This window comes from Rickettsiales bacterium (genome assembly GCA_035765535.1).
Lineage (GTDB): Bacteria > Pseudomonadota > Alphaproteobacteria > Rickettsiales > JABCZZ01 > JABCZZ01.
In genome coordinates this window covers 365,250-389,874 of record DASTXE010000003.1, presented here as the reverse complement: position 1 = coordinate 389,874, position 24,625 = coordinate 365,250, and the positions used below count along the sequence as shown (strand labels likewise).

The following is a 24,625-nucleotide window of genomic DNA, read 5'->3' as shown; positions in this document are numbered from 1 at the left end:
CTAACTATATCGGATAGCGCCTGCGCTGTACACCCTCTCTTTGCCGCCCCAATACAGTATGAAAACGGGACTCGTCAGTATCATTATCCCTACCCGCAACCGCGTCGCTTTTCTCCAGCAAGCGCTGGATTCCGTTTATGCGCAGAGCTACCGGGATTTTGAGGTGATCGTGGTGGATGACGGTTCTCAGGATAATACGCGGGAGCTTGTTATGCTTTATGACAGCAGGCTACGCTATTTCACGCAAGCCCATTCAGGCGCTGCAGCTGCACGCAACTTCGGCATTCGCGAAGCACGGGGCGAATTTATTGCATTTCTGGATGATGACGATCTGTTTGCACCGCAGAAGCTGCAACGCTGCATTGCTTATCTTCAGGCACACCCAGATGTTGCATGGCTGTGCTCAGGCTTTGCCTTTATCGGTGAAAGTCGAAATTCACTGCCACGCTCGCCTATCATTCCGGCAAAGCCTGCGATGACACTGCACGATATCGCCATGTTTCCTCTCATTCACACTTCCTCCGTGGTGACACGAGCACAAAATCTTGCAGCTACAAAGGGATTCCCTGAGGATTTTACCGTGTCGGAAGATTATGCTTTATGGGCTGAACTGCTGCAGCATGGCAAGGGTGCGGCACTGCCGGAGATACTCACCTGTTTTCGCCGCCACAAAGGCAATACTACGCTTTCTTCCCAGGCATTAATGAAAGCCAATACCGCCATTATAGACACTATACTGAAGACACAGGCACCGGGATTGATGTCCCGGGATTATTACATCCAAAACCTACGCCGTATTGTTGCTGAAGGCCTATTACACAGGCGTGAATATCTGCAATATGCTTTGTTCCGCCTGCGCGAGGAATGCTAGGCCTGCACGAGTCCCTGCTCAGCCATGCGCTCAATGAACGCTTTCACATCCGCTGTCAGTTTCTCCGCAGCGACATCATATATTTTCATCATGGCCGCTACGATTTCTTCCACAGATTTGCCTTCGGCCAGTAGTTTCCAGATGGTGCTGCCGACTTTGTTGAGCTCAATGAAATAGCCTGCGGAAATCAACAGCACGACCACGAGGCCGTCGACCTCTTTCCATAAAACCTTCTTTGAGTCTATCAGCGGCATAAGCCTTTCCAATCAATGAGGATTACCTGCTAGCCTTAGCATAGGCTATGCGCTATGATCAAGCGCATACATCCGGATACGGCCATGCTCTCGTTGTTTGCCCTTAAAAACCTACTGCGTCCCGCCAATGAGCGTGTTGCAGTTATTATTCCTGTTTATAACGTCACAACTTACCTGGAAGCGGCGATACGTTCCGCCATTACGCAGGATTATCCCTACAAGGAAATCATCGTTGTGGATGACGGTTCCGAAGAACCTGCCGCAACAGAAATACGCCGCATATGCCAACCTTTCGGCACTGTCGTCACCTTGCTGCATCAGCCGCATAGCGGAGCCGGAGAAGCCCGCGACCACGGCGTACATCATACCAGCGCAGAACTTATTCTCTTTCTTGATGCTGATGATGTATTGCTTCCCGGCGCTATGCGCTATCTGGTCCGGGGTATCTGGCGGCATCCTCACGCCGTGGCCGTTTATGGGGGGCTTCAGCAGACCGATGAAACCGGGGCGCTGCTAAAAGATCCGCAGACACGTACTTTCACCTTTTCAGGGCGTGACGTGCTCTATCATCTGCTTGAACGCCGGAATCCCTTCAGTAACGGCGCGATATGCATACGTAAACAGGCGCTGGAAAAACTGTCAGGCTGTAATCATCGCTTACGCTTCGGAGAGGATTGGGTGTTGTGGTGCCATCTTGCCTTATCGGGAGAGATCGTATCGGTGGGCAAGCGCATCGTGCTGCATTACCGCAGGCATGACGGGAACGTCAACGCTGCTTTCCTGGAAAACCCTTCTCCGCTCTTTATCGCTTTCGAGCGTGTTTTCACTAATCCGGTTTTTATTGCGGCGGTGGGAAAAGAGAAGTTGCAGCAGCTCAATCAAAAACTGCTCAGCCGTATTCATATTGAGCTGGCAATGGCTTACCTCAAGGAAGGGGACGCACAAAGAGCGCAATATTATCTGGAGAGAGTCAGCGTACCTGTTTCCACTTTATTCAGCAGCAAAAACTAGGTAGCAACATTGACAAACACTGCCTTGGCTTCATTCACAAACACGCTGTCGAACACATGGAACGACGGTGTTTCATACGGCAGCAAGCCTTTATTGTCGGCCTGTTCGGCAGTGGGGGCCTGCTCTGCTCCCGTCAGCTTGTTGGCCAGCTGGGTGCCCAAGCCTGAAAACAGCGACATCACTACTGTGAAGGCGGAGAATACCGTACCAAAGCGGAATAATTTCATACCAAAGCGCTTTGCTTTGGAAGACTCGGAAGAAGGTTTCTGCATGGCGGTATCCTTTTCATTCCTGTTAACGTCACCAAGTATATGATGCGTATACTAATTTTAGCACGAGTGGAGATGAAGGCAACCGGTTTCGCATTTCATCACTAGGTCATTATATTTATTGAAAAAATCCTTTCACATGCGATACTTTAGCATCGCATTACTGGAGAGATATGGATAACAGCCTGAGAGAGTGGATCGCTTCCAGCCTGCTGGCGGGCTACCAGACGGATCAGTTACGGCAGACGCTTCTGCATTGCGGTTTTTCCGCCGAAGCCATTGAACAGGAGTTTGCCTGGGCAGCGCCTTACATTAAAACAGCCCAAACACTAAAACGGCAGCTGGGTGCCCGTGAAGGGCTGATGAAAACTCTCGACCGACAGATGCGCGCCCTGCCGCACTATCTTACCGTCGAGAAGACCGCTCTTCCCCCTTACGCCCAGTTCATGGAGCAATATTACTATCCCAACCGGCCCGGCCTTTTTCATAATGTGCTTGAGCATAGTGAAGCCCGTCACTGGACGCCGCGCGGACTGCTTAGCAAAATCGGGGCCGATACGGTGGTGCAGATACAGTATGAATACGGCACGTTAGGGGATGAGCGTTATCAGCAGAATGCAGAGCAATTCGGCAAGATGATACGGTTCGGCGAGTTTATCGACATGGTGGAGACGACCGAATCCAGTAACCGCTTTTATCTCAGTGCGGGTAATTATACGCATAACAACACCGCACTGGCAGCCCTGAAAGACGATATTAAAGATATTGGCGATGGGTATTTTGCCCCGGAGTGCAATGATCAGCGGATGTATTTCCTTATCGGACCAAGAGGCACGCAGACGGCATTGCACTTCGATTGCGTTAATAACATGCTGATCCAGATTTATGGCAGAAAACGGGTACGCCTTGTGCCTGCATTGCAAGTCCCTTATCTTTACCACTCCTCCAGCACGCATAGCGATGTTGATCTGCGCGATCCCCAGCCGGGCATTCATCCTGAGTTTCTGGAGGCAACCATTATCGATCTCGAACTGGGGCCGGGAGACTGTCTTTTCATTCCCGTGGGATGGTGGCATCATGTTGTCAGCCTGAGCCCCAGCATTTCCCTGGTATGCACACATATCAAGACATCTGAAGCCTGTCCTAACCGCTTCATTGATAATTCCGTGCTATTCAGGCATCTGGCCCAATATCAGAAATGAAAATACATCCGCAGCGTATAATAAATCGTAAGCAAGCATACGCCAAACGATACGGTCTGGGATACGCCGCGGCCGACAATACGTGCATGGCGCCGCAACACCGTTCCATCTTTTAGGGAAGCGATTTGTTCCCTGCGCTGCTGGTAAGCCGCCATCGCATCGTGGAAGTTGTTATAGTCGTTGATGAACAGATTGGCATTCAGCATCAATCTTTCTATCTTCTTCAGGTTACCCGTTGCTACCGCCTGTACCAGTTCCTTCTGCATATTCGTTCTGATGGCGCGTTTATGGATATTATCCAATATGGGTTCAAGCTTGAGCGCCACCCAGGTGCAGAGCCCCGGAAATATGGTGTTCTCCACTTTATTCTGCGCGCGCAGCAATAGCTTCAGCCCCACCAGGCCCGGATTAGCGGCGAGTTTAGGCAGCACATCCAGCTCCGTTACTCTGACTTCCTTACCCATATCCAGCCTGCTGGCGATGAAACCGCCGATATGCCGGTCCATGAAATCATCCTGCTCCGCTCTTTGCTTCGCTACAATATTGAGCTTTTCCAGCAGCTCCGCGAGCGTGGTGACATGGTAACCCTTCAGCAGCCGGCTCTGGCAAGGCAGCGAAGGATACATCTCATAGATGCAGCGCTCCACCCCAAATCCCAGGCTGTTAATTCGTATGTAATTACGCGCGCGCTGCAGCTTCAGGATTGCCGCAGAATAATCACCCGCACCGTTTTGCTGTTCCAGCCAGAACCATGGCAGATCGCTTTCCAGCATCTGGATAATGGTTTGCACGTCTTCACGTTCGCCCGCCAGAAACGAGCTGGTAAGCAGGCAGCCTATCCCGTCCAGCATCACGGAAAGGTGTTTCAGGCGGATGGGGCCGGAAGGATCCAGCAGGATGATAGTACGCGCGAGAAGATCGTTATTCTGCCGCTCGGAGCGGATATTATCGTTGGTTATACTGGTGACATAACGCAGAACCGAATCTGCTACATCCGGCTTATGGGCCGCCGTTTCCATCCATCTTCCGAGCTTATTGTCGAAGATGACCATACGTGCTTCCTGCCAGTTGCGGAAGATCGCGTAGGCAATACTTTTGCGATTGAAATAGATTTTCCCCAGCAGCTCGAACCCACGGGTTGCTTCGCTCGGGAGAGAGGGAAGAATCAGGTTGAAATGCCGTCCCGCCAACCAGCCATCCAGGCTTTCAGGATTCCAGCGCTCGCGTCGCGCGTCATTGAGCAGGCCACGGAAAAAGTCCTGCATATCGTCAGAGAAGTCCCATTCAATGGCCAGCGTATGATAAGTGCCGCGCGCGAGGATGCTTTCGATGAAGCGATCTTTCTCTATGCCATCGAACGGCTTGAACCCCAGCAGGCAATGCAGGATCAGCACGGCCAGCGCATAACAATCGGCCCCGATGGCATTGTCGGATTTCGCCATCGGCATGGTCAGAATACGCTCTATGGGCTCAAACAGGAAAGGCTGCGAAAAGCCGGACGGTTCCGAAACGCACTCCCCGAGCATGACCGTATTATTGGCAATATAGACATTTTCCAGATTGATCCGGTTATGACTGATACCCATCTTGCTGAAGCTTAAGAGAATTTCCACCATCGGTCGCAGCACATATGTGATCAGCACTTCCTGCGAAGCCGAATTCCTGCCATTGGAGAGAATGGATGAAAGCGACTGGCCTATGGGACGCTCCAGAATGACAACAAAGCGCATTTCCAGAAGGGTGCTGATTTCCGTTGTACCGTAATCCAGCAGCGCCACCATGTTGGGATGCCTATACTCCTTGAGCGCTTCGATATTTCTTTGCCGGATCGGAACGTCATTCTTGTACACCAGCGCATAAAGGAATAATGACGGCTCCATCTCGTCCGACACCACATAGGCATCGGCAAATTGCGAGCTGAGCTGCTGCAGCGGCTGGTTCAGCAGAATACGGTAGCGTCCCCCTATGATGTCACGGCCTACCGCCTCCGGCTCCGGCGGACGGTATTGCTTCAGCATCGCCAGAAGCTGTTCGTGCTGCGCAGTGGTAGGTTGGTTTTCAGTCATCGGGGTCTGAACCTATCATAACATGGGCGGGTGCCGCACTGGCGACCGGATGTCGCTTCATGATTGTAGCTATTATGTTTTCGCAAATAAAGGGGGAAATGGGGTCGGGAACGGACCGTTCCTAAAAGAAAACCGCCCTGTTTGCATATAACAGGGCGGCTGTTGTATTTTTATCTCAAGTCTTTTAAGGATGAACTTTCTTAGCCCACTCTGCCACGCGCGCACCGAAAAGGCGCGCCGTTTCCAGATCTCCCGGAAGCGGCCCTTCTTCCGGCGAACCGTCGGTCGGCGACTGCGCCAGCGCACCGCCAAATCCGCCAAGCCAGTTCACATCATTACGCTTTGCATCTTTCTTATTGGACGGCATCAGGCCCGTTCCCACCCATACCATGCCATGCTGCATGGCCAGCGTGTGGAAGCTGGTCAGCGTATTGAATTTGTCGCCGTTAATGGTGCCCGAGTTGGTAAACCCTGCAGCGATTTTATCCTTCCATTGCTGGCTGAACCAGACCTTTGAGGATGCATCCGCAAATTTCTTGAACTGCCAGGCCGGTCCCCCCATATAAGTGGGGGCACCAAAAATGATCGCGCCTGCTTTTTCAAACGTTGCCCACGCTTCATCAGGGATATTGCCTTCTTTATCGATCGTGATGGTCTCGGCCTTTATGCCCTGCACTCCCGCCACGCCCTGATGCACGGCTTCCGCCTGCTTCTTGGTATGCCCGTAACCGCTGAAATATACAATTGCAACTGTCGTCATCGTCTACTCCTTTCGTGGTGGTGGTTAAAAAAAGGGGTGGCATATGCCACCCCTCTACATTTTGGGCTGCTTAAACTTGCTTTAAGCCGCTTTTTTGAGAAGCTCAGCCATCGCCTTACCGAGGGAAGCCGGAGTTTCGGCCACCTTGATCCCTGCGGAGCGCATTGCTTCGATCTTGGATTCCGAACCGCCTTTGCCGCCGGAAATGATTGCACCCGCATGGCCCATACGGCGTCCCGGAGGAGCGGTACGGCCTGCGATGAAACCGACAACCGGTTTCTTAATTTTGCTCTTCTTCAGGAATTCTGCAGCTTCTTCTTCTGCAGAGCCGCCGATTTCGCCGATCATGATGATCGCATCGGTTTCGTTGTCTGCGAGGAACAGTTCCAGTACGTCCACGAAATTCGTGCCGTTGACCGGGTCGCCGCCGATGCCGACGCAGGAGGACTGGCCGAGGCCTTCCGCCGTGGTCTGCGCCACTGCTTCATAGGTCAGCGTGCCGGAGCGCGAAACGATACCGATACGGCCTTTCTTATGGATATGGCCCGGCATGATGCCGATCTTGCATTCACCCGGCGTAATAACGCCCGGGCAGTTCGGACCGACGAGGCGGGTCTTGCTGCCGGAGAGAGCACGCTTCACCTTCACCATGTCGAGTACCGGAATGCCTTCGGTGATGCAGATGGCGAGTTCGATCTTCGCGTCGATCGCTTCCAGAATCGCATCCGCAGCATACGGAGGCGGAACATAGATGACCGAAGCGTTTGCACCGGTTTTAGCTACGGCTTCTTCCACCGTGTCGAATACCGGGAGGTTCAGGTGCGTGGTACCGCCTTTGTTCGGGGTAACACCGCCAACCATCTGCGTGCCGTACGCCAGCGCCTGTTCGGAGTGGTATGTGCCTTCTCTGCCGGTGAAGCCCTGGCAGATAACTTTTGTGTTTTTATTGACCAATATGGACATTTTACATTCCTTCAAATTTCACTGACTAAACCGTTACGCCGCTGCTTTCCGAACCGCGTCCACAATACGCTGCGCAGCATCGGCAAGATTGTCGGCAGGCAGGATCGGAAGGCCGGAAGAAGCCAGCATTTTCTTGCCCAGTTCCACGTTCGTGCCTTCGAGGCGCACGACCAGCGGAACGTCCAGGCTGACTTCGCGTGCAGCAGCGATAACGCCGTCTGCAATCACGTCGCAACGCATGATGCCACCGAAAATGTTCACCAGAATGCCTTCAACGCTTGCATCCGACAGGATGATCTTGAACGCTTCGGTCACGCGTTCTTTCGTTGCGCCACCGCCAACGTCCAGGAAGTTCGCGGGCGTGCCACCGTAATGTTTGATGATGTCCATCGTCGCCATGGCGAGACCTGCGCCGTTGACCATGCAGCCGATATTGCCGTCCATCTTCACATAGGACAGGCCGAACTTCGCAGCTTTGCGTTCAAACGGATCTTCTTCGTCTTCGTCACGCAGTTCCTGCACATCCGCCTGACGGTAGAGCGCATTTTCGTCGAAGTTGAACTTTGCATCAAGCGCGATGATGTTGTTTTCCTTCGTGATTACCAGCGGGTTGATTTCCAGCTGGCTTACGTCCTTTTCTACGAAAGCACGGTACAGGTTCGTTACGAAATCCGCGAACTTTGCCTGCAGTTCCTTCTTGATGCCAAGCGCGAAAGCAAGTTTGCGCACGTGGAAAAGCTGGATGCCGCTGGCCGGGTCGATCCCCACCATAATGATCTTTTCAGGGTGCTTCTCAGCAACTTCTTCAATATCCATGCCGCCTTCGGAAGAAGCCATGCAGGTAATGCGCGAAGTCGCACGGTCCACGATCATGGACAGGTAAAGCTCGGTCGCGATGTTGCTGCCTTCTTCGATATAGACACGCTTGACTTCCTTGCCTTCCGGCCCGGTCTGGTGCGTCACGAGCGTCATGCCGATCATTTTGCCAGCATATTCGGAAACTTCATTCAGGGATTTAGCAAGCTTTACGCCGCCGGCCTTACCGCGGCCGCCCGCATGGATCTGGGCTTTTACCACCCAAAGATTTCCGCCCAGTTTCTGCGCAACGCCTTCCGCTTCGGCCGGGGTATAGGCTACACCGCCCCTGGGAACCGGAACATTATAATGCGCTAATATGGCTTTTGCCTGGTACTCATGAATATTCATAACACTTCCTCAATACTCCTCAAAGACTTACAGTTTGATCCCTGCACACAGGCTGCGCACGGCTTCGACTGATTTGTTAAACATTTCTTTTTCCTGGGCGTTCAGTTCGATCTCAACGATCTTTTCCACGCCGTTCGCACCGATCACCACCGGCACGCCCACATACAGGTCTTTCACGCCGAACTGGCCGTTCAGGTGCGCCGCGCAGGGAATGATGCGCTTCTGGTCGAACAGGTAGGATTCGGCCATTTTCACCGCTGAAGCTGCCGGGGCATAGAATGCCGAACCGGTCTTGAGCAATCCTACGATTTCCGCACCGCCGTCACGCGTACGCTGCACGATTTTGTCGAGCTGGTCCTGCTGGAGCATACCGAGCTTCACCACATCCGGCAGCGGAATACCGCCGACGGTGGAGTAGCGCACGAGCGGCACCATGGTGTCACCGTGGCCGCCGAGCACGAAGGTCGAGATATCCTGCACCGAAACACCGGTCGCTTCCGAGAGGAAATAGGAGAAACGCGCGGAATCGAGCACGCCTGCCATGCCGACTACTTTATGATGCGGCAGGCCGGACACTTCACGCAGCACCCACACCATCGCGTCGAGCGGGTTGGTGATGACGATAACGAATGCATTCGGCGCATATTTCTTAATGTTCTCGCCAACCGTCTTCATGACGCCCGCATTGGTGGCCACGAGATCGTCACGGCTCATGCCGGGCTTGCGCGGCACGCCTGCGGTCACGATGATAACGTCGGAACCGGCGATATCTTTATAGTCGTTCGTACCTTTGAGGCTGACCGGGGAACCGTCTACGAAAGAAGCCTGCGCAATATCCAGCGCCTTGCCTTGGGGAATGCCTTCGTTAATATCAAATAATACCACATCACCAAGCTGCTTTTTCATGATAATATGGGCGAGCGTTCCGCCAATCATGCCAGCGCCGACAAGAGCTATCTTCTTACGAGCCATTCGTTCCTCCTTGGTTTATTGTTGCCTTAATACACCTGTAAAATAATAATACAAAGGGTTTTTTCACTTTTTCCCTCCGGGAAACAGCCGCTTCCCCTTCGTCCCGGAACATTACAACGCCATGGCCGTAATCACCCCGGCGATAATCGCCCATTCCGCGAGCCTCTCCTGCTTTACCTGCCTTCCAATGAGGCCTGCAACCAGCGTTGCAGCGAGCAATACCGCAAATGGCACTGGATGCACCCAGATTCCGGCCGCCACCAGAAGCTTGAGATAGCCCGGGAATGCCCCCATATCCCGCGCCATGGGGCGACCTGAAAGCTTCCATGCCACCGCTCCGGCCAGTAATCCCGCATATCCGGTTCCCAGAAACCCATAAAGCGACCCGTCTACCAGCGTACGGTCCAGCATTCCGAACATCATCGCTGCTACCAGCGTACGGTTGGAAAAGAAATTATCGATGTGGATCATCGCCGCGATCATAATAAACGCCGTCGCCCCGAAGGAGGCCAGCATGAAACGCTCGGAAAACCCGTATTTCAGGTAAAACAACACAAACAACAGCCCCGTGACGGCTTCCACAATGGTATAAGACCCCGGAACGTTTGCTCCGCAATAACGGCAACGGCCACGCGTGGACAGCCATGAGAACACCGGAAACAGATCGCGCGGCTTCAGGAGCGCATTGCAATCGCCGCAATAGGGATCACGCCCGAACAGGGACTCGTTTCGCGGCAAGCGATAAATGGGGTTGGTCGCGAAATTACCGATTGCAAGCCCAAGAAAGCCCGACCAGATAATTCCGGGCAGTATGTCCAGCCAATGCATTAGTTTTCTACTTTCTGAGTGGGATTCAGGAGGTTGTCGATATAGCGCCCCTGAAAAAGGTTAATGCCCATGGCCTGACCATAATTGACCGCCTGCGCATTGTCACAACGGCTCAGGATAACGCGGTTAAAACCAAAGCTTTTCACTGCTTCCATGATCTTCTGGTTTTCCCTGGCGCCGATATCCTCTTCCAGATCGGCATTCCATTGCAGCTTGGCGAAATCGAACCCCAGTTTTTCACGGTCGATCTGCACAATGCTGAAATTGGTAAGTCCGTCCACGCATATTTTATATCCCATCTGCTGCACGATATTGCGTGCCGCAACAAACGCGCGGATATCGCCGAATACATCCCCTATCTGGATTTCGATCACAATCGAAAATTTCACAAGGGGTTTGATAAGCGTATCAAATTCCCTGAATTTCCTGGATAGCAACGTTTCCACATTAAAATTCAGGCTGACGGGCGAATCGAGGTAGCGCAGCGGGCTCATGCTGAGCAGATCCAGCATGCGCTCATCCAGAATCTGGGTCAGATAGGCAAATAACAGCCGGTTGCTGAAGAAATCCGTCTTCACGTTCAGCATGCGGCGCAGATGCGAGATATGAATATAATATTCATCAAATACACGACGCGCATTCTTACCGCTCATAGCGCAGATGGGCTGGCGGCGCAACATACGGCTTAAATCCGCCTTGTTCAGATCATGCTCGATATGGGCAAGCCGGGTTGGAGTAAAGCTTACATTCGCGTTTTCGGACGTCTGCGGCGCTTCCCCGATCGGAGCGATCACCATTTCTTCTTCCGTGCGCTCGACCCGCTTGCTTTGCGACAGCTTGCGCCGGCAGAGATGATAAAATTCCGCATATTCACGCCCCAGATCGAACACCCGGCAGAAATTCGGATTTTCCTCGCCGGCGCTATCGTAGGCGAGCGGATCGTCGATAAACAGGTAGCGCAGCTGGAAAATGGCCTTGTCTATCTTGTTTTTGCTGATGTTGCGGCAGATCATGAAAATGGTCTGGTCAAAACAAACGAACACCCCGCCTTCATGTTCCCCCAGTAAATCGCTCAGCAGATTGACAGCGATCTGTATCTGGTACTGGCTCCGGTATTGTTCCTGCAGCTTATCGAAATTAAAGTAGACGGCGCGCCAGCTTATGGCCTCTTCCGCAAGGCCTCCCACCATCTCAACCAGCTTTATTTCCGCATCTTTTACAATCGTAAGCATATTTTCCCGCTGGAATGCCGGAAGGCGGTCATATCGTCAGCCAAGATACAAAACCACCCACCCGGAAAAAATCCTTTAATGCGCTCCATAATCATGAAGCATCCGCTCCGAAGTCTTGTTATTCACATACTGCTCAAGTGCACTTGTATCGAAATCCAGCTTAGGCTGATCGATGTTGCCCGTGACCTTAACCAGTATTTTAGGCATATTAACGGGATCGAGCGCCTTCAATGCGAATGTGATGGCGGTATTGCTTGTCCAGTTGATCAGGTCGAGCTTGCTGACGATAGCTCCGTCCGCCTGGCTATTCGTCACCCTGGCATTAAGCGTCTCCAGCGTTCCCTTGGATACATTCCATTGCGCTTCAAGCGTATTGAATAATGTATTTCCACCCGGCACAGCACGTTCAACCGCATTCAGAATGTCTGCCACCGTTCTTACATAAGCCACTGCGCGAATAATGCCCGGCAGATTAAAGCCTCGCACTTCGATATTGCGGCCACTGACGCTGACACCACCCTGCATATTGGACATCCAGGACATGGCGCTGATACCATTCGTATTGAGACTTACGCTCATATTGCACACGCCCGCAACACCGTTCAGTGCGGGCAACAGCGAAGCTGCCTTTTCCAGCCGCAGTCCCAATATATTCGCGGCGCCACTAAAGGTTGGGATGGCGCCGCCCGTCAATGTAAACTTGCCGCTGATACCGCTGCCCAAAGCATTCGCCTTCAAGCTTTCGACATTCATTTTCTGATCGGCCAGCGTTCCCACCATGCTGACATCGTCTGCTTCTATATTGCCATATGTGAGATGGCCGAACCGGATATCGTACGTGCCCTTGAGCAACTCCATCCAGCTGAAATTCAGCAGATCGTTCGACCAGCGCGTATTGCCCTGGCTGCCTGAAGCCGTTTTGGGAAACAGCGTATCCAGGTTAAGAGTATCCACCAATGCATGAATGTCGAATTCAGGGGTCTTTCCGGATACGTTGATCCCCATCCTACCGGATACCACGGAGGATTGATACGGTACTTTCAGAGCCGTCATCTCTATTTTACCTTCCGCGGCACTGATAGTCAGGTTTGCCTGATCGTAGGATTTACCGTTCAGCGTATAATTCTGCAGCGACGTGCTCACCAGCATGTCGTATCCCAGTTTCTTCAACCATACGGAGATGGCACCTTCCTTCTGGTCCCCCAGATCGTTCCGGCTCAGCAGCGTACCGCTCAGGCTCTGCAATCCCCACAGCGCCGCGATATTGTCAATGTTAAGTCCGCGGATGCCAAGCGCCGCCTGCAGGCTGGCGCGATTATCGAGCTTTACGTTCAGCCCGCCATTGATCACCATGTTTTCCACACGCGCCACCAGCTCCGACAGCATGACTTCCTTGGACGAAGCCAGCGCGTTAGCTCTCATGTGGAAACGGCGGAAATCATTGGACGGCAAGGTAATGCTGTTTGTTTTGAATAATGTCAGCAACTCGACAAGACTGCTGCCCTCAACATCCACCTGGCCTTCAACCGTAAGCCCATGAACGCCTGAATGGCCGATACCGGAGAAATCGAGGCGTGTGTCGCCGGGAAGTGTGGCAATGCATTGCGGCACCATCATGTCATCGCCAGTCGTGCTGACAGATACAGACGCGTTACGGATGTGCTTATTGTTATACACCATATCTTTGATGGTGATATCGCCTGTAATGCTCACAGGATTGGCCGCATGCGCAGGCGCCATAACCCCTGCCTGTTCATTATGTTCGTTCTTGCCGCGCAACAGGAATCCATTCGTTACAATTCCATCCAGATCCATCGTGTCGATTGCAGCTTTTACACTGGCGCTCACAGCCGGATTCAGATTGGCAATATCTTTCCCTTCGCTGGCCACGAGATTTACATCCGCCTGCGCGCGTCCCTGAATGGTCGTTCCGCTCAGTGCGATATCCGAAAAAACCATTTTTGCCGGGTTCGCCATTGTCAGCTTGGCTGTCGCGCTGACAGGAAGCTTTTTATAACCGGCCATATTATCTGCCGGCTCTTCGTTATGATAGAGGTCTATCCAATAGGCCAGGTCGTCCGTATCTAACTTGATGTCGCCATTGAATATGGACCGATTATTCTTGTATCCGGCAGTGCCTGCATAGGTAAAATTGCTCTGGCCGCTCGTGGCATTGACATCCACCGGCACGGTATCGGTCGTAAAGAGCTTCATCAGATTGCCTTTTACGGAAGCGGCTACGGTATAAGGCCTGTTGCGGTAATTGAGCCTGATATTAGCGCCCGCCTTGCCTGCCGGATCCGCATCGAATACCGCGTTTACATTATCCAGCGTAGCCGCTGCACCTGTGAGGGAGTTGCTGTAATGCAGCTGCCCCCCCAGTACCACTACGTTCATGGCGCCGGAGACCGCCTCGTTTTTCATTTTTTCGGTCTGGAATATCCCTTTATCCCAATAAGAAGATACTTCCTGCCAGTTCAGCCTGCCGCCGCTCAGCACTTCCGCGTCAATATTCACTCCCGTCAATTCGACTTTGCGTATTCCTGCCTTGCCATGAAACAGGGTTGTAATGCTCGGCCATATATTGGCATGCTTAATCGTCAGGAGAAAAGGCGATGTGGCATCCGGGGTATTAATGACATACAGAGAATCGATGCTTATGTAAGGCAGCAGACTCACCTTGAATTCCGGCGTGCCCTGCACTTCGAGCTTCATGCCGGTGGCCGCCTGGAAGGCTTCCTGCAGGTCTTTACGCACATCATCCTTATTGACGGCCATCGGGAGCATTACGCTCCATAAAGTAAGAAAAACGACCGCAACCAGCGTTACAGCTATGATTATTGCTTTGTTTTTCATAAGGCCTTCAGGCTTTTAAATAAGCGTTATTTATTTCTTCTTCTTTTTACTGCTGATCGCCGCTTCCTGTTCTTCATCCTCAATTTCCTGAACGAGGACCATAGCTTCCTCATCCTCAACATTTTCCACGATTACATTGTCGCCCGTATCGAGTTCCTCGATCAGCGCTTCCTCATCCGCATCGTCTTCGTTAATGGAATTTTCTTCCACTTCTTCCAGCTCGCTCAGTTCATGGAGATTCTCGATATCGTCCACATCCTCGATTTCCATCAGCTCGCCGATACCGTCGCCCACATCGTCATCGTCCATCTTTTTCTTCATTTTGCGGCCGGAGGCTCCCTGCTTCAATGCGGGACCGCCCTGCGTCTCCATATCCTCGTCCTTCGCGTTACGTTTGCCCGCTTTACGCTTTGCACGCGCAGCAACCGTAGGGTCGAACTCATTGCCGCATTTCGGGCAGGAGGCCGGGTTATGGTTCAGGTCGTAAAATGGCACTCCGCAGGCGGTACAATTGCGCTTCGTTCCCCAGTTTGGCTTGGACACTTTGCTCACTCCCATTGCTATAACTCGCGCAACTATACACCAAGATAATTGCACTTTCTACTTTCATTAAATTTTTGTATGGTGTGTTGCAATATAAATATCATCAGGCAATGTAAGAAAAATAATGCTCTCTTCGACTCCCCTACCTATGCAGTCCCAGTCCGCGGGCAAACCGCTCGCTGGCTCGCTGACCGTCCCCGGCGACAAATCCATCTCACACCGCGCACTTATTCTTGCTTCTCAGTCACTTGGTGGCACCGATATTCAGGGGCTTCTGGAAGGCGAAGACGTTATTAACACCGCTAAGGCGCTTCGGCTGCTGGGCGTCACCATAGACCGCAAGACCGGCAACCACTGGCATGTGCAGGGCGTAGGCGTGGGCGGGCTCAGCGAAAGCTCCGACATACTCGATATGGGCAATTCCGGCACGGGCGCACGCCTGATGATGGGGCTGGTCAGCCCTTACGATTTCGTCACCTTCTTCACCGGCGACGCCAGTCTGCGCGGCCGCCCGATGAAGCGCGTGATGACGCCGCTTTCGGAAATGGGCGTACGGTTTGAAGCACGTGACGGGGGCAAGCTTCCGCTCGCCGTGCATGGCACTTCTGCCACACTGCCGATTACCTACCGCCTGCCCGTTGCCTCGGCACAGATTAAATCCGCCATATTGCTGGCTGCATTGAACACGGCGGGTACGACCACCGTGATCGAGCCTGCGGCCACACGCGATCATACGGAACGCATGCTGCGCCATTTCGGCTGGGAAATCAAAACGGAAAAGCTGCCGGAAGGCGGTGTGGCTATTTCACTGGCCGGCCACCAGAAAATATCACGCGCCGAGCGCAATATCCTTGTTCCGGGCGACCCCTCTTCGGCGGCGTTCCCGGTCGTGGCTGCCCTGATCGTTCCCGGTTCCGACATCACAATCACCAATGTCACCATTAACCCTTTGCGCACGGGGCTGTATGACAGCTTACGCGAAATGGGTGCGGATATCACCTTCAGCAACCGCCGCATCAGCGCCGGGGAAGAAGTGGCCGATCTTCGCGTGCGCCACAGCAAACTTAAGGGCATCACCGTCCCGGCAGAACGCGCGCCCTCCATGATTGACGAGTATCCTATTCTCTCCGTTGCTGCGAGTTTTGCAGAGGGTGAAACCATCATGCACGGACTGGGCGAGCTCAAAGTGAAAGAAAGCGACCGCTTGCTTGCCGTCCATAACGGATTATTTGCATGCGGTGTCACCTCTTCCATTGAGGGGGAAACGCTGATTGTCAAAGGCAGCACCATGCCGCAGGGCGGCGGTACGGTTACGACACATTTCGACCACCGGATCGCGATGAGCTTCCTGATTATGGGCATGGCCACGAAACTGCCCGTCCATGTCGATGACGGCAGCGCCATCACCACCAGCTTCCCTGGGTTTGCCGAGCTGATGAACGGCATCGGCGCGCGCATTGCCATTGATACGCCACACTCCACTATCCAACACGCGCATCATCCGATCACGGTCGCCATTGACGGCCCCGCCTCCTCCGGCAAAGGTACGCTTGCAAGGCGTTTGGCTGAATATCTTGGATTCCCCTATCTGGACACAGGCAGCATTTACCGCGCTGTGGGCCTTAAGCTGATTTATTCCAATAAGGACCCCAATGACAAGACCGCCGCATGCGAAGCCGCGAAGGCGCTGGATGTTGAAGATTTGCATAATCCGCGCCTGCGCCAGGAAAAGATCGGCATGGCTGCCTCTATCATTTCTGCGATGCCAGAAGTGCGTGCGATCTTGCTGGAGTTCCAGCGTAATTTCGCCAAGAATCCCAAAGGGGCTATTCTGGACGGGCGCGACATCGGCACTATAGTCTGCCCGGATGCCGATCTGAAAGTCTTTATCACCGCAAGCTTAGAGACCCGCGCTCAGCGCCGCCACCGCGAGCTGCAGGGCGAGAATATCGAGGTGGTTTATGACTCGGTGCTCACGGATTTGCGCGAACGTGACGAGCGCGACGCCAACCGTAGTGTGGCCCCTCTCGTTCCGGCCGACGATGCTTTTATCATCGACACGTCGCATTTGAGCGCCGACCAGGTGTTCAACCAGGTGCTGGATATGGTGAAAGAGAAAATCCGGAAGATGGCCGCATAAAAAAAGACGCCAGGCCTTGCCGCGGTCTAGCGTCTTTTAACTTCTAAGAATATTAGCCTTGGACGCGGTTATTGCGGATGGTATCGAATACGCCCAGCGCCTGCGCGACCATGGAGCCTGCATCGCCGATATTGCTGGGCAGCAGGATCGTGTTGTTGGTCTTAGCGAGATTCTTGAACGCTTCGATAAACTGCTCGGCAACTTTCAACTCGATCGCTTCACGACCGCCCTGCTCATTGATCGCGGAAGCAATTTTCTTAATGCTGCCCGCCGTCGCTTCCGCCACCATCAGCAGCGCTTCGGCTTCACCGCGGGCACGGTTGATCTGGTCGATCTGCGCCGCTTCGGAACGCAGCACGACCTGCTGCTTTTCACCTTCGGACACGTTGATCTGCGACTGGCGTTTACCTTCAGATTCCAAGATCACCGCGCGTTTCTGGCGGTCTGCGGAAACCTGCATTTCCATCGCTTTCAGCACGCTTGCGGGGGGAGTGATGTTACGGATTTCATAACGCATGCACTGGATACCCCAGCTCTGTGCCGCCTGATTGATAGCCGTCACGATATTCGTATTCAGGCGGTCGCGCTCTTCAAAAGCGGATTCCATCGTCAATTTTCCGATCTCGGAGCGCATGGTGGTCTGGGCCAGCTGCGTTACGGCAAAGACCGGATTGCTCACGCCATAAGAAGCATGCACCGGATCCATGATTTTCAGGTAAATCAGCCCGTCAATTACCAGCGTCACGTTATCGCGCGTGATAGCGGTCTGTTCCTGTACATCCATCGCATATTCTTTAAGCGAATGTTTGTATGCAACCGTTTCAATATAAGGAATGAGGAAGTTGAGACCCGGTTCCAGCGCACGGTCAAACTTGCCAAGCTTTTCGACGATCCATACCGATTGCTGCGGCACAATACGGATGCCTTTGAAAATCGTCACTACGCCAACGAACGTAATAACCAGACCAATCACTGTACCAAGCGCCATACGAATCTCCCTACCTGGGTTTTACTTTTAATGTGTTACCGGAAACCGATCTGATTTCCACTTGCGCACCCGCGGGCACGGAATCAACTGCGGAAGATGCATCGAGCTCCGCATTCATCACCGCACCGGACCAGGTTACCTGCCCTGTCTCTCCGCGCTTCAATCCGCGTTCACCATGCACTATTGCCGTGTCGCCGACCATGTTATGGTATTTGGAACCGCTGCTTCCCTTACCCGAGGCGCGAAACTTCATCAAGGGTTTCCAGAGGGCAATCGTCCAGAGAATCGTGAATGCAAAGAAGCTTGTGAATTGCAGTGCAGTGGATGCCGTTTCAATCCAGCCTGCCTGAACGATAATACCGGTGCATAGTGCCCCCAGGCCGCCCAGAAAGAGTCCCAGCCCCGGCGCTGTCAGGGCTTCGAGTACGATAAGCAATGCCCCGAATGTTAACCATATATAGGCCGGATTGCTTATCAGGGTTTCGATCATATTATTTTTCCGGAACAGGAAGGGGTTTATCGCTGAAATTTTTATTGATATACGCCAACAGAGCGGCTCTTTCTTCAGGCTTCTTCAGACCGGCAAAGCCCATCTTCGTTCCTGGCACCACTTCCTGCGGCGCGGTGATGAAGTCGGACAGTTCCTGGAAACCCCACGTGCCTTTTCTTGCCTTCATGGCGTCGGAATACTCATAACCTGCGACTGCTGCAACTTTACGGCCAACCAGCCCATACTGGTTCGGACCGACAGCATTGGGCTTACCCTTCTCAAACGTATGGCAGGTTTCACAGCGCTTGATTAGGCGGGCACCGAGTGCCAGGTCTGCTTTTTGCAGGTAAGAGGCAATATCTTCTTTTTTCGCATCGGAAGCGGCCGGAGCGGCCGCTCCACCGGCCACCTGCATGGTCGCCGCAGGGGTTCCTGCAATATCAACCTTATAACCGCGTCCTTTTTCTTCTTCCTTGCCGTAAAACAGATTCGCTCCTTCAACCACCAGTACCGTTGCCACTGCGGCCATAACCACCGCTCCGCCCAGTTGCACCAGCAAGCACCCCAAACCGTTATTCTTCATAGCATTCTCTTGCGAAATTGTTCTCGTCTTACGCTCATTTATAATTGCTCTTAAATTATTGTTCAATTTATTTATCGTTAATTTATAACTCGAAAATTCCGGCACGGGCATCGCTGATCGTATCAGGAATGGCGCATTAATTTCATAAAGCATGGAATGGCTAATAACTCAGCCACGATGCAGAATGCCATTACCGCCGCAATGGAGTGATCGTAGCACAGACCGATCACCATACTGCCTATAAACCAGGCCCCGCCATAGAAGGCAGAAAAGATACCATAAGCCGAGGCGCGCCGTGCAGGCGGCACCATTTTCGTCACCGCTGCGGGCATAATGGATTCATGCACGCCCATACCCAGCCCCCACAGGGCCGTTCCAGCCAGCGCCAGCCAGAATCCTCCCAGATAGACCATCGGCACGAATATTACGACTGCGAGCGTTAAAGGCAGCAATACTGCCACTCCTTTTTTGTCGAACCATTTGCCGAACAGGAGAGAGCCTAAGCCGCTGGTTCCCATGGCAATCGCATAAAATATCGGTATCCAGGATTCCGGCACCGCAGCCGTTTTGCTGAAGTGGAACGCCATCAGCGCAAAGTCAGGGAATCCCGCCGCGACCAGCATTGCTCCGGCAAGGTATATCCAGAACCGACGCGGCAAGCCTTCTGTCTGCAGATCTTCCAATGGCGCATGCAGATTTTCCGGCGTGGGGAAAAGGCAGCGGGCCAGCGCAACTGTGATGAGCGTCAGTAATGCAGGTATCAGCAGCATCGCGAATGCTGTTTTATAATTGCCCTGTTTTGCGAGCACGACCGCAACACATAACGGGCCCATCATCGCACCGAACTGATCCATCGCCTGGTGCATGCCGAACACCCAGCCATGGCCAATCACATCGCCTGCATGGGTCAGCATTACATTGCGCGGAGGATTGCGCGTTGCCTTACCTACACGCTCCGCCACCACAAGCAATGCCGCTACCTGCCAGCTTCCCGCCAGCGCCAGCAGCGGCACGGCAAACATCTGCACGACGTAGCCGAAAATGGTGATGGTCCAGAATTTGCGGGTCTTTTCGCTGATGCGCCCGGACAGCATACGCAGCCCATAGCCCAGCAATTCACCCAACCCGGCAACGATGCCAACCGCCGCACCGCTTGCGCCCAGATGTGATAAATAAGGCCCCACAATGCTGCGCGAGCCTTCATAGGTGAAATCGGCAAACAGGCTGACAATACCGATAATGAAGACGAACCGGAACGCCTGACGTTTTTTATCCTCAGATTCAGCCATTGCTCCTCCGAAATAAAAAAGGGCGGTTGCCCGCCCTTTTCGTTTTAGACGCCCAGCAGCAGGCGGCGCGGATCTTCCACCGCTTCCTTGATCTTGACGAGGAAGGTGACGGATTCGCGGCCGTCGATAATGCGATGATCGTAGGACAACGCGACATACATCATCGGGCGGATAACGACCTGGCCCTTGATTGCAACCGGGCGTTCTTCGGTCTTATGCATACCGAGGATGGCCGACTGCGGCGGGTTGATGATCGGCGTGGAAAGCAGCGAACCGTATACGCCACCGTTGCTCACGGTGAAGGTGCCGCCCGTCATGTCGCTCATGGCGAGCGTGCCGTCTTTGGCTTTACCGGCAAGGCGTGCGATTTCAGCTTCGATTTCTGCAATCGAAAGTTCATCGGCATCGCGCACGACCGGAACCACGAGTCCCTGCGAACCGCCAACAGCAACGCCGATATCGAAGAAGCGCTTGTAAACGATCTCATCGCCTTCGATGCTTGCATTCACTTCCGGAATTTCCTTCAGCGCCGCAACGGCCGCTTTTACGAAGAAGGACATGAAGCCCAGGCGGATGCCATGTTTCTTCTCGAACGCGTCCTTATATTCGTTACGCAGCGCGATCACGTTCGTCATGTCGATTTCGTTAAACGTGGTCAGGATTGCAGCGGTATTCTGAGAATCCTTCAGACGCTTTGCAATCGTCTGGCGCAGCTTCGTCATTTTCACGCGCTCTTCGTGGCCAGCGGAAGAAGCGGTCTTTTTCGGAGCCTGTGGTGCAGCAGCGTGAGCCAGCACATCGCCTTTGGTTGCGCGGCCATCTTTGCCGGTGCCCTGTACGTCCGCCAGATTCACACCTGCTTCTTCTGCAATCTTGCGTGCAGCCGGGCCGGAAGCGTTTGCAGGCGCGGAGGAAGCAGCAGCCGGTGCCGGAGCGCTTGCCGCAGGCGCCGGAGCAGCAGCCTTCGCAGCCGGAGCGGCTGCAGCCGTTGCGCCTTCTTCAATCCTGCCCAGCAGCGCACCGACTTCCACGGTGCTGCCTTCTTTCGCAATGATTTCCTTCAGCACGCCGCCAGCGGGAGCGTTGACTTCGAGCGTTACTTTATCGGTTTCAAGTTCAGCGACCGGCTCGTCCTGCTTCACCGCATCGCCCGCTTTCTTGAACCATTTTGAAATGGTCGCTTCCGAGACTGACTCGCCCATGGAAGGAACGATAATATCTTTTACTGCCATAAATGCTCTCCGTTTGTTTTTGCGTTCATTCGTTTTTTATACAATCGCCCCGTGGCAATGTTTATATTTCTTGCCGGAGCCGCAGGGGCAAGGCTCATTGCGCGAGATTTTTCCCCAGGTCGCAGTATTTTCCGGATTACGGTCTTCCGGTGCAATATGCGTGCGCAGCGGCGTATGGGCTTCTTCCAGCCCTTCCTCTTCCGCACCTTCGAGAGCCGGGTCGAACCTGCTTTCCTGCATCTTCTGCATATGGTTCATTTCCGCAAGCGAGCGCATCGGCTGTTCGGTATGGATTTCCATATGCGCCATGCGCGAGGTCACCATCTCACGCAGCTGTGACAGCATCTGTTCAAACAGGGAGAATGCTTCCTGCTTATATTCGTTCAGCGGATCGCGCTGGCCGTAAGCACGCAGGCTGATACCATGGCGCAGGTGGTCAAGCGACAGCAGATGATCCTTCCACAGCTGATCCAGCGTCTGTAGCAGGAGGCGCTTTTCCGCCACGCGCATGATCGGCTCGCCATACATATTCACTTTGTGCGCAATCTGCTCATCGGATGCTTTCTGCAGGCGCTCCAGCATTTCCTCTTCGGCGATGCCTTCTTCCTTACCCCAATCCTGAACCGGCAGATGCAGGCCGTAAATGCGGAAAACTTCCTTTTCCAGCCCTTCCATATCCCACTGCTCGGCATAGGAACGTTTCGGGATGAAATTACCCACCAGTTCTTCGTTTATCTCCGCGCGCATGCCCGATATGATTTCGGAGACATCTTCCGCCGTCATCATCTCGATGCGCTGTTCGTAGATCACTTTGCGCTGGTCGTTCATCACATCGTCGAACTTCAGCAGGTTTTTGCGGATTTCGTAGTTGCGCGCTTCCACCTTCTGCTGCGCTTTTTCAATCGCCTTGTTCATCCAGGGGTGGAAGATCGCTTCGCCTTCCTTCAGGCCCATTTTCTGCAGCAGCCCGTCAATACGTTCGGAGCCGAAGATTCGCATCAAATCGTCTTCGAGCGAGAGGAAGAATTTCGATGCACCGGGGTCGCCCTGACGGCCGGAACGGCCGCGCAGCTGGTTGTCAATACGGCGGCTTTCATGACGCTCAGTGCCGACGACATAAAGCCCGCCAGCTTCCAGCACTTCTGCTTTCTCACGCTCCACTTCCGCATAGATTTTCTGCGCAGCAACTGACTTGCGATCCGTCTCCGGTCCAAGTTCATCCGTAATACGCATTTCGGGGTTGCCGCCCAGCATGATGTCCGTACCGCGGCCCGCCATATTCGTAGCAATCGTCACCGCGCCGGCGCGTCCTGCCTGTGCTACGATATGCGCTTCGCGGTCGTGATGGCGTGCATTGAGTACGTTATGCGGAATCTTAGCTTTTTTTAGCACCGCAGAAAGATGCTCGGATTTTTCAATGCTGACCGTGCCCACCAGCACCGGCTGCTTGCGCGCATGGCATTCCTTGACCAGCTCAATAACAGCTTTGTCTTTCTCATTGCTGGTGCGGTAGATCTCGTCATCCGAATCCTTACGCTTGACCGCAATGTTCGTCGGAATCTCCAGCACTTCCAGCTTATAGATATCCCGGAATTCATTGGCCTCGGTCATGGCCGTGCCGGTCATGCCGGAGAGCTTCGGGTACAGACGGAAATAATTCTGGAACGTAATCGAGGCCAGCGTCTGGTTCTCATTCTGGATATGCACGTTTTCCTTGGCTTCAAGCGCCTGGTGCAGCCCTTCGGAATAACGCCTGCCTTCCATCATACGACCGGTGAATTCGTCGATGATGATGACGGAGTCATCTTTTACGATGTAATCCACATCGCATGAGAACATCTTATGCGCGCGCAGCGCCTGGTTCACATGGTGCACGAGCGAAACGTTGTCGATATCGTACAGTCCCTTGCCTTCTTCCAGCAAGCCCGCTTTCACAAGCAGTTCTTCCACATGCCGGACACCGTTTTCGCTGAGCACGACGGTCTTGGCCTTTTCGTCCTTCTCGTAATCTTCCGCAGAGAGTTTCGGAATAATGCGGTCGACTTTGGTATAAAGCTCGGAATTATCCTCGGTGGGGCCGGAAATAATCAGGGGCGTACGCGCTTCGTCGATCAGGATGCTGTCCACTTCGTCCACAATAGCGAAGTTGAATGGACGCTGCACCATCTGCTCGACGGAATATTTCATGTTGTCGCGCAGGTAGTCGAAGCCCAACTCGTTATTCGTCGCATAGGTAATATCTGCGTTGTATGCCTGTTTGCGCTCATTGTCATCCATGCCATGCACAATAACACCTACGCTTAGGCCCAAGAAGCGGTACACTCTGCCCATCCATTCGGAGTCGCGGCGGGCGAGGTAGTCATTCACCGTCACGACATGCACACCTTTGCCGGAAAGCGCATTCAGATAAGCTGCCAGCGTCGCCACCAGCGTCTTGCCTTCACCGGTGCGCATTTCCGCGATCATGCCACGATGCAATACAATACCGCCGATCAGCTGCACGTCGAAATGGCGCATTCCCATCACGCGCTTGGATGCTTCACGCACCGTTGCAAAAGCATCCGGCATGATTTTATCCAGCGGCTCACCCTTGGCGATACGTTCTTTGAGCCAGCCCGTGCGCGCCTTCAATTCATCGTCCGAGAGCTTCTGAACGTCCGCTTCCAGCGCGTTAATAGCATGCACATAACTTTTCAGCGAAGCGACATAGCGTTCGTTGGCGGTGCCGAATATTTTTCTTGCAAGATTTCCGATCATGATGGCGTAAACAAATAAGAGCCGTACAGGCTTATGTCAATGACTGTTATATCGGAATGCCGGATTGAAGCTAAATAGGAAGGAAAATTGTTGAGCTGCCCGTCCGCGGTGTC

Annotated in this window: 21 protein-coding genes; 4 read left to right on the top strand and 17 right to left on the bottom strand. The window is 53.4% G+C overall.

Annotation, left to right across the window (positions count from 1 at the left end):
• Positions 1 to 58: 58 nt before the first annotated feature.
• On the top strand, positions 59 to 871 hold the full coding sequence (locus VFT64_04855; GenBank protein HEU5047157.1) for a glycosyltransferase family A protein: 813 nt from the start codon (positions 59 to 61) through the stop codon (positions 869 to 871).
• Here the strand turns inward: VFT64_04855 and VFT64_04850 are convergent.
• Positions 868 to 1,125: a PqqD family protein gene (locus tag VFT64_04850; GenBank protein ID HEU5047156.1), complete on the bottom strand. Its 258-nt coding sequence runs from the start codon at positions 1,123 to 1,125 to the stop codon at positions 868 to 870. The genes VFT64_04855 and VFT64_04850 overlap by 4 nt on opposite strands.
• Positions 1,126 to 1,179: 54 nt before the next feature.
• Here VFT64_04850 and VFT64_04845 point away from each other — a divergent pair, with 54 nt between their 5' ends.
• Positions 1,180 to 2,136 carry a glycosyltransferase family 2 protein gene (locus VFT64_04845; protein HEU5047155.1) on the top strand — a complete coding sequence of 319 codons (957 nt, stop codon included), beginning with the start codon at positions 1,180 to 1,182 and terminating at the stop codon, positions 2,134 to 2,136.
• Here VFT64_04845 and VFT64_04840 read toward each other — a convergent pair.
• Entirely contained in the window at positions 2,133 to 2,408 is a 276-nt protein-coding gene (locus tag VFT64_04840) for a hypothetical protein (protein HEU5047154.1), read from the bottom strand. The genes VFT64_04845 and VFT64_04840 overlap by 4 nt on opposite strands.
• A 170-nt stretch (positions 2,409 to 2,578) precedes the next feature.
• Here VFT64_04840 and VFT64_04835 point away from each other — a divergent pair, with 170 nt between their 5' ends.
• Entirely contained in the window at positions 2,579 to 3,607 is a 1,029-nt protein-coding gene (locus tag VFT64_04835; GenBank protein HEU5047153.1) for a cupin-like domain-containing protein, read from the top strand.
• On the opposite strand, the gene VFT64_04830 is transcribed toward VFT64_04835, so the two are convergent.
• From VFT64_04830 to VFT64_04790, 9 genes are all read right to left on the bottom strand, one after another.
• Entirely contained in the window at positions 3,598 to 5,673 is a 2,076-nt protein-coding gene (locus tag VFT64_04830; protein HEU5047152.1) for a hypothetical protein, read from the bottom strand. The two genes, VFT64_04835 and VFT64_04830, sit on opposite strands and share 10 nt — an antisense overlap.
• Positions 5,674 to 5,857: 184 nt before the next feature.
• Positions 5,858 to 6,433, bottom strand: coding sequence for a flavodoxin family protein (locus VFT64_04825; GenBank protein HEU5047151.1), 576 nt, complete (start codon positions 6,431 to 6,433; stop codon positions 5,858 to 5,860).
• Positions 6,434 to 6,514: 81 nt separating this feature from the next.
• The gene (gene sucD, locus VFT64_04820; protein HEU5047150.1) at positions 6,515 to 7,396 is read right to left on the bottom strand and encodes a succinate--CoA ligase subunit alpha; all 882 of its coding nucleotides are present in this window, start codon (positions 7,394 to 7,396) and stop codon (positions 6,515 to 6,517) included.
• Between the two features lie 33 nt (positions 7,397 to 7,429).
• On the bottom strand, positions 7,430 to 8,602 hold the full coding sequence (gene sucC, locus VFT64_04815) for an ADP-forming succinate--CoA ligase subunit beta (GenBank protein HEU5047149.1): 1,173 nt from the start codon (positions 8,600 to 8,602) through the stop codon (positions 7,430 to 7,432).
• A gap of 27 nt (positions 8,603 to 8,629) precedes the next feature.
• The gene (gene mdh, locus VFT64_04810; protein ID HEU5047148.1) at positions 8,630 to 9,574 is read right to left on the bottom strand and encodes a malate dehydrogenase; all 945 of its coding nucleotides are present in this window, start codon (positions 9,572 to 9,574) and stop codon (positions 8,630 to 8,632) included.
• A gap of 111 nt (positions 9,575 to 9,685) precedes the next feature.
• Positions 9,686 to 10,402, bottom strand: a complete 717-nt coding sequence (locus tag VFT64_04805) for a prepilin peptidase (protein ID HEU5047147.1) — start codon at positions 10,400 to 10,402, stop codon at positions 9,686 to 9,688.
• Positions 10,402 to 11,634: a hypothetical protein gene (locus VFT64_04800; GenBank protein HEU5047146.1), complete on the bottom strand. Its 1,233-nt coding sequence runs from the start codon at positions 11,632 to 11,634 to the stop codon at positions 10,402 to 10,404. The genes VFT64_04805 and VFT64_04800 overlap by 1 nt, the downstream gene beginning before the upstream one ends.
• Before the next feature lie 75 nt (positions 11,635 to 11,709).
• Positions 11,710 to 14,490, bottom strand: coding sequence for an AsmA family protein (locus VFT64_04795; GenBank protein HEU5047145.1), 2,781 nt, complete (start codon positions 14,488 to 14,490; stop codon positions 11,710 to 11,712).
• Between the two features lie 30 nt (positions 14,491 to 14,520).
• Positions 14,521 to 15,042, bottom strand: coding sequence for an FYDLN acid domain-containing protein (locus tag VFT64_04790; GenBank protein ID HEU5047144.1), 522 nt, complete (start codon positions 15,040 to 15,042; stop codon positions 14,521 to 14,523).
• Positions 15,043 to 15,157: 115 nt separating this feature from the next.
• Between VFT64_04790 and aroA the strand changes: the two genes are divergently transcribed.
• On the top strand, positions 15,158 to 17,173 hold the full coding sequence (gene aroA / locus VFT64_04785; protein ID HEU5047143.1) for a 3-phosphoshikimate 1-carboxyvinyltransferase: 2,016 nt from the start codon (positions 15,158 to 15,160) through the stop codon (positions 17,171 to 17,173).
• A 52-nt stretch (positions 17,174 to 17,225) separates the two neighbouring features.
• Here aroA and VFT64_04780 read toward each other — a convergent pair whose 3' ends face one another.
• The 6 genes from VFT64_04780 to secA form a co-directional block, all read right to left on the bottom strand.
• Positions 17,226 to 18,161, bottom strand: coding sequence for a stomatin-like protein (locus tag VFT64_04780; GenBank protein ID HEU5047142.1), 936 nt, complete (start codon positions 18,159 to 18,161; stop codon positions 17,226 to 17,228).
• 10 nt (positions 18,162 to 18,171) lie between these two features.
• Complete coding sequence (locus VFT64_04775) at positions 18,172 to 18,651, bottom strand: NfeD family protein (protein ID HEU5047141.1); 480 nt, start codon at positions 18,649 to 18,651, stop codon at positions 18,172 to 18,174.
• A gap of 1 nt (position 18,652) precedes the next feature.
• Positions 18,653 to 19,234, bottom strand: a complete 582-nt coding sequence (locus VFT64_04770) for a cytochrome c family protein (protein HEU5047140.1) — start codon at positions 19,232 to 19,234, stop codon at positions 18,653 to 18,655.
• A gap of 122 nt (positions 19,235 to 19,356) precedes the next feature.
• On the bottom strand, positions 19,357 to 20,523 hold the full coding sequence (locus tag VFT64_04765; GenBank protein HEU5047139.1) for an MFS transporter: 1,167 nt from the start codon (positions 20,521 to 20,523) through the stop codon (positions 19,357 to 19,359).
• A gap of 44 nt (positions 20,524 to 20,567) precedes the next feature.
• Complete coding sequence (gene odhB, locus VFT64_04760) at positions 20,568 to 21,755, bottom strand: 2-oxoglutarate dehydrogenase complex dihydrolipoyllysine-residue succinyltransferase (GenBank protein ID HEU5047138.1); 1,188 nt, start codon at positions 21,753 to 21,755, stop codon at positions 20,568 to 20,570.
• A 36-nt stretch (positions 21,756 to 21,791) separates the two neighbouring features.
• Complete coding sequence (gene secA, locus VFT64_04755; GenBank protein HEU5047137.1) at positions 21,792 to 24,509, bottom strand: preprotein translocase subunit SecA; 2,718 nt, start codon at positions 24,507 to 24,509, stop codon at positions 21,792 to 21,794.
• Between the last annotated feature and the right edge of the window lie 116 nt (positions 24,510 to 24,625).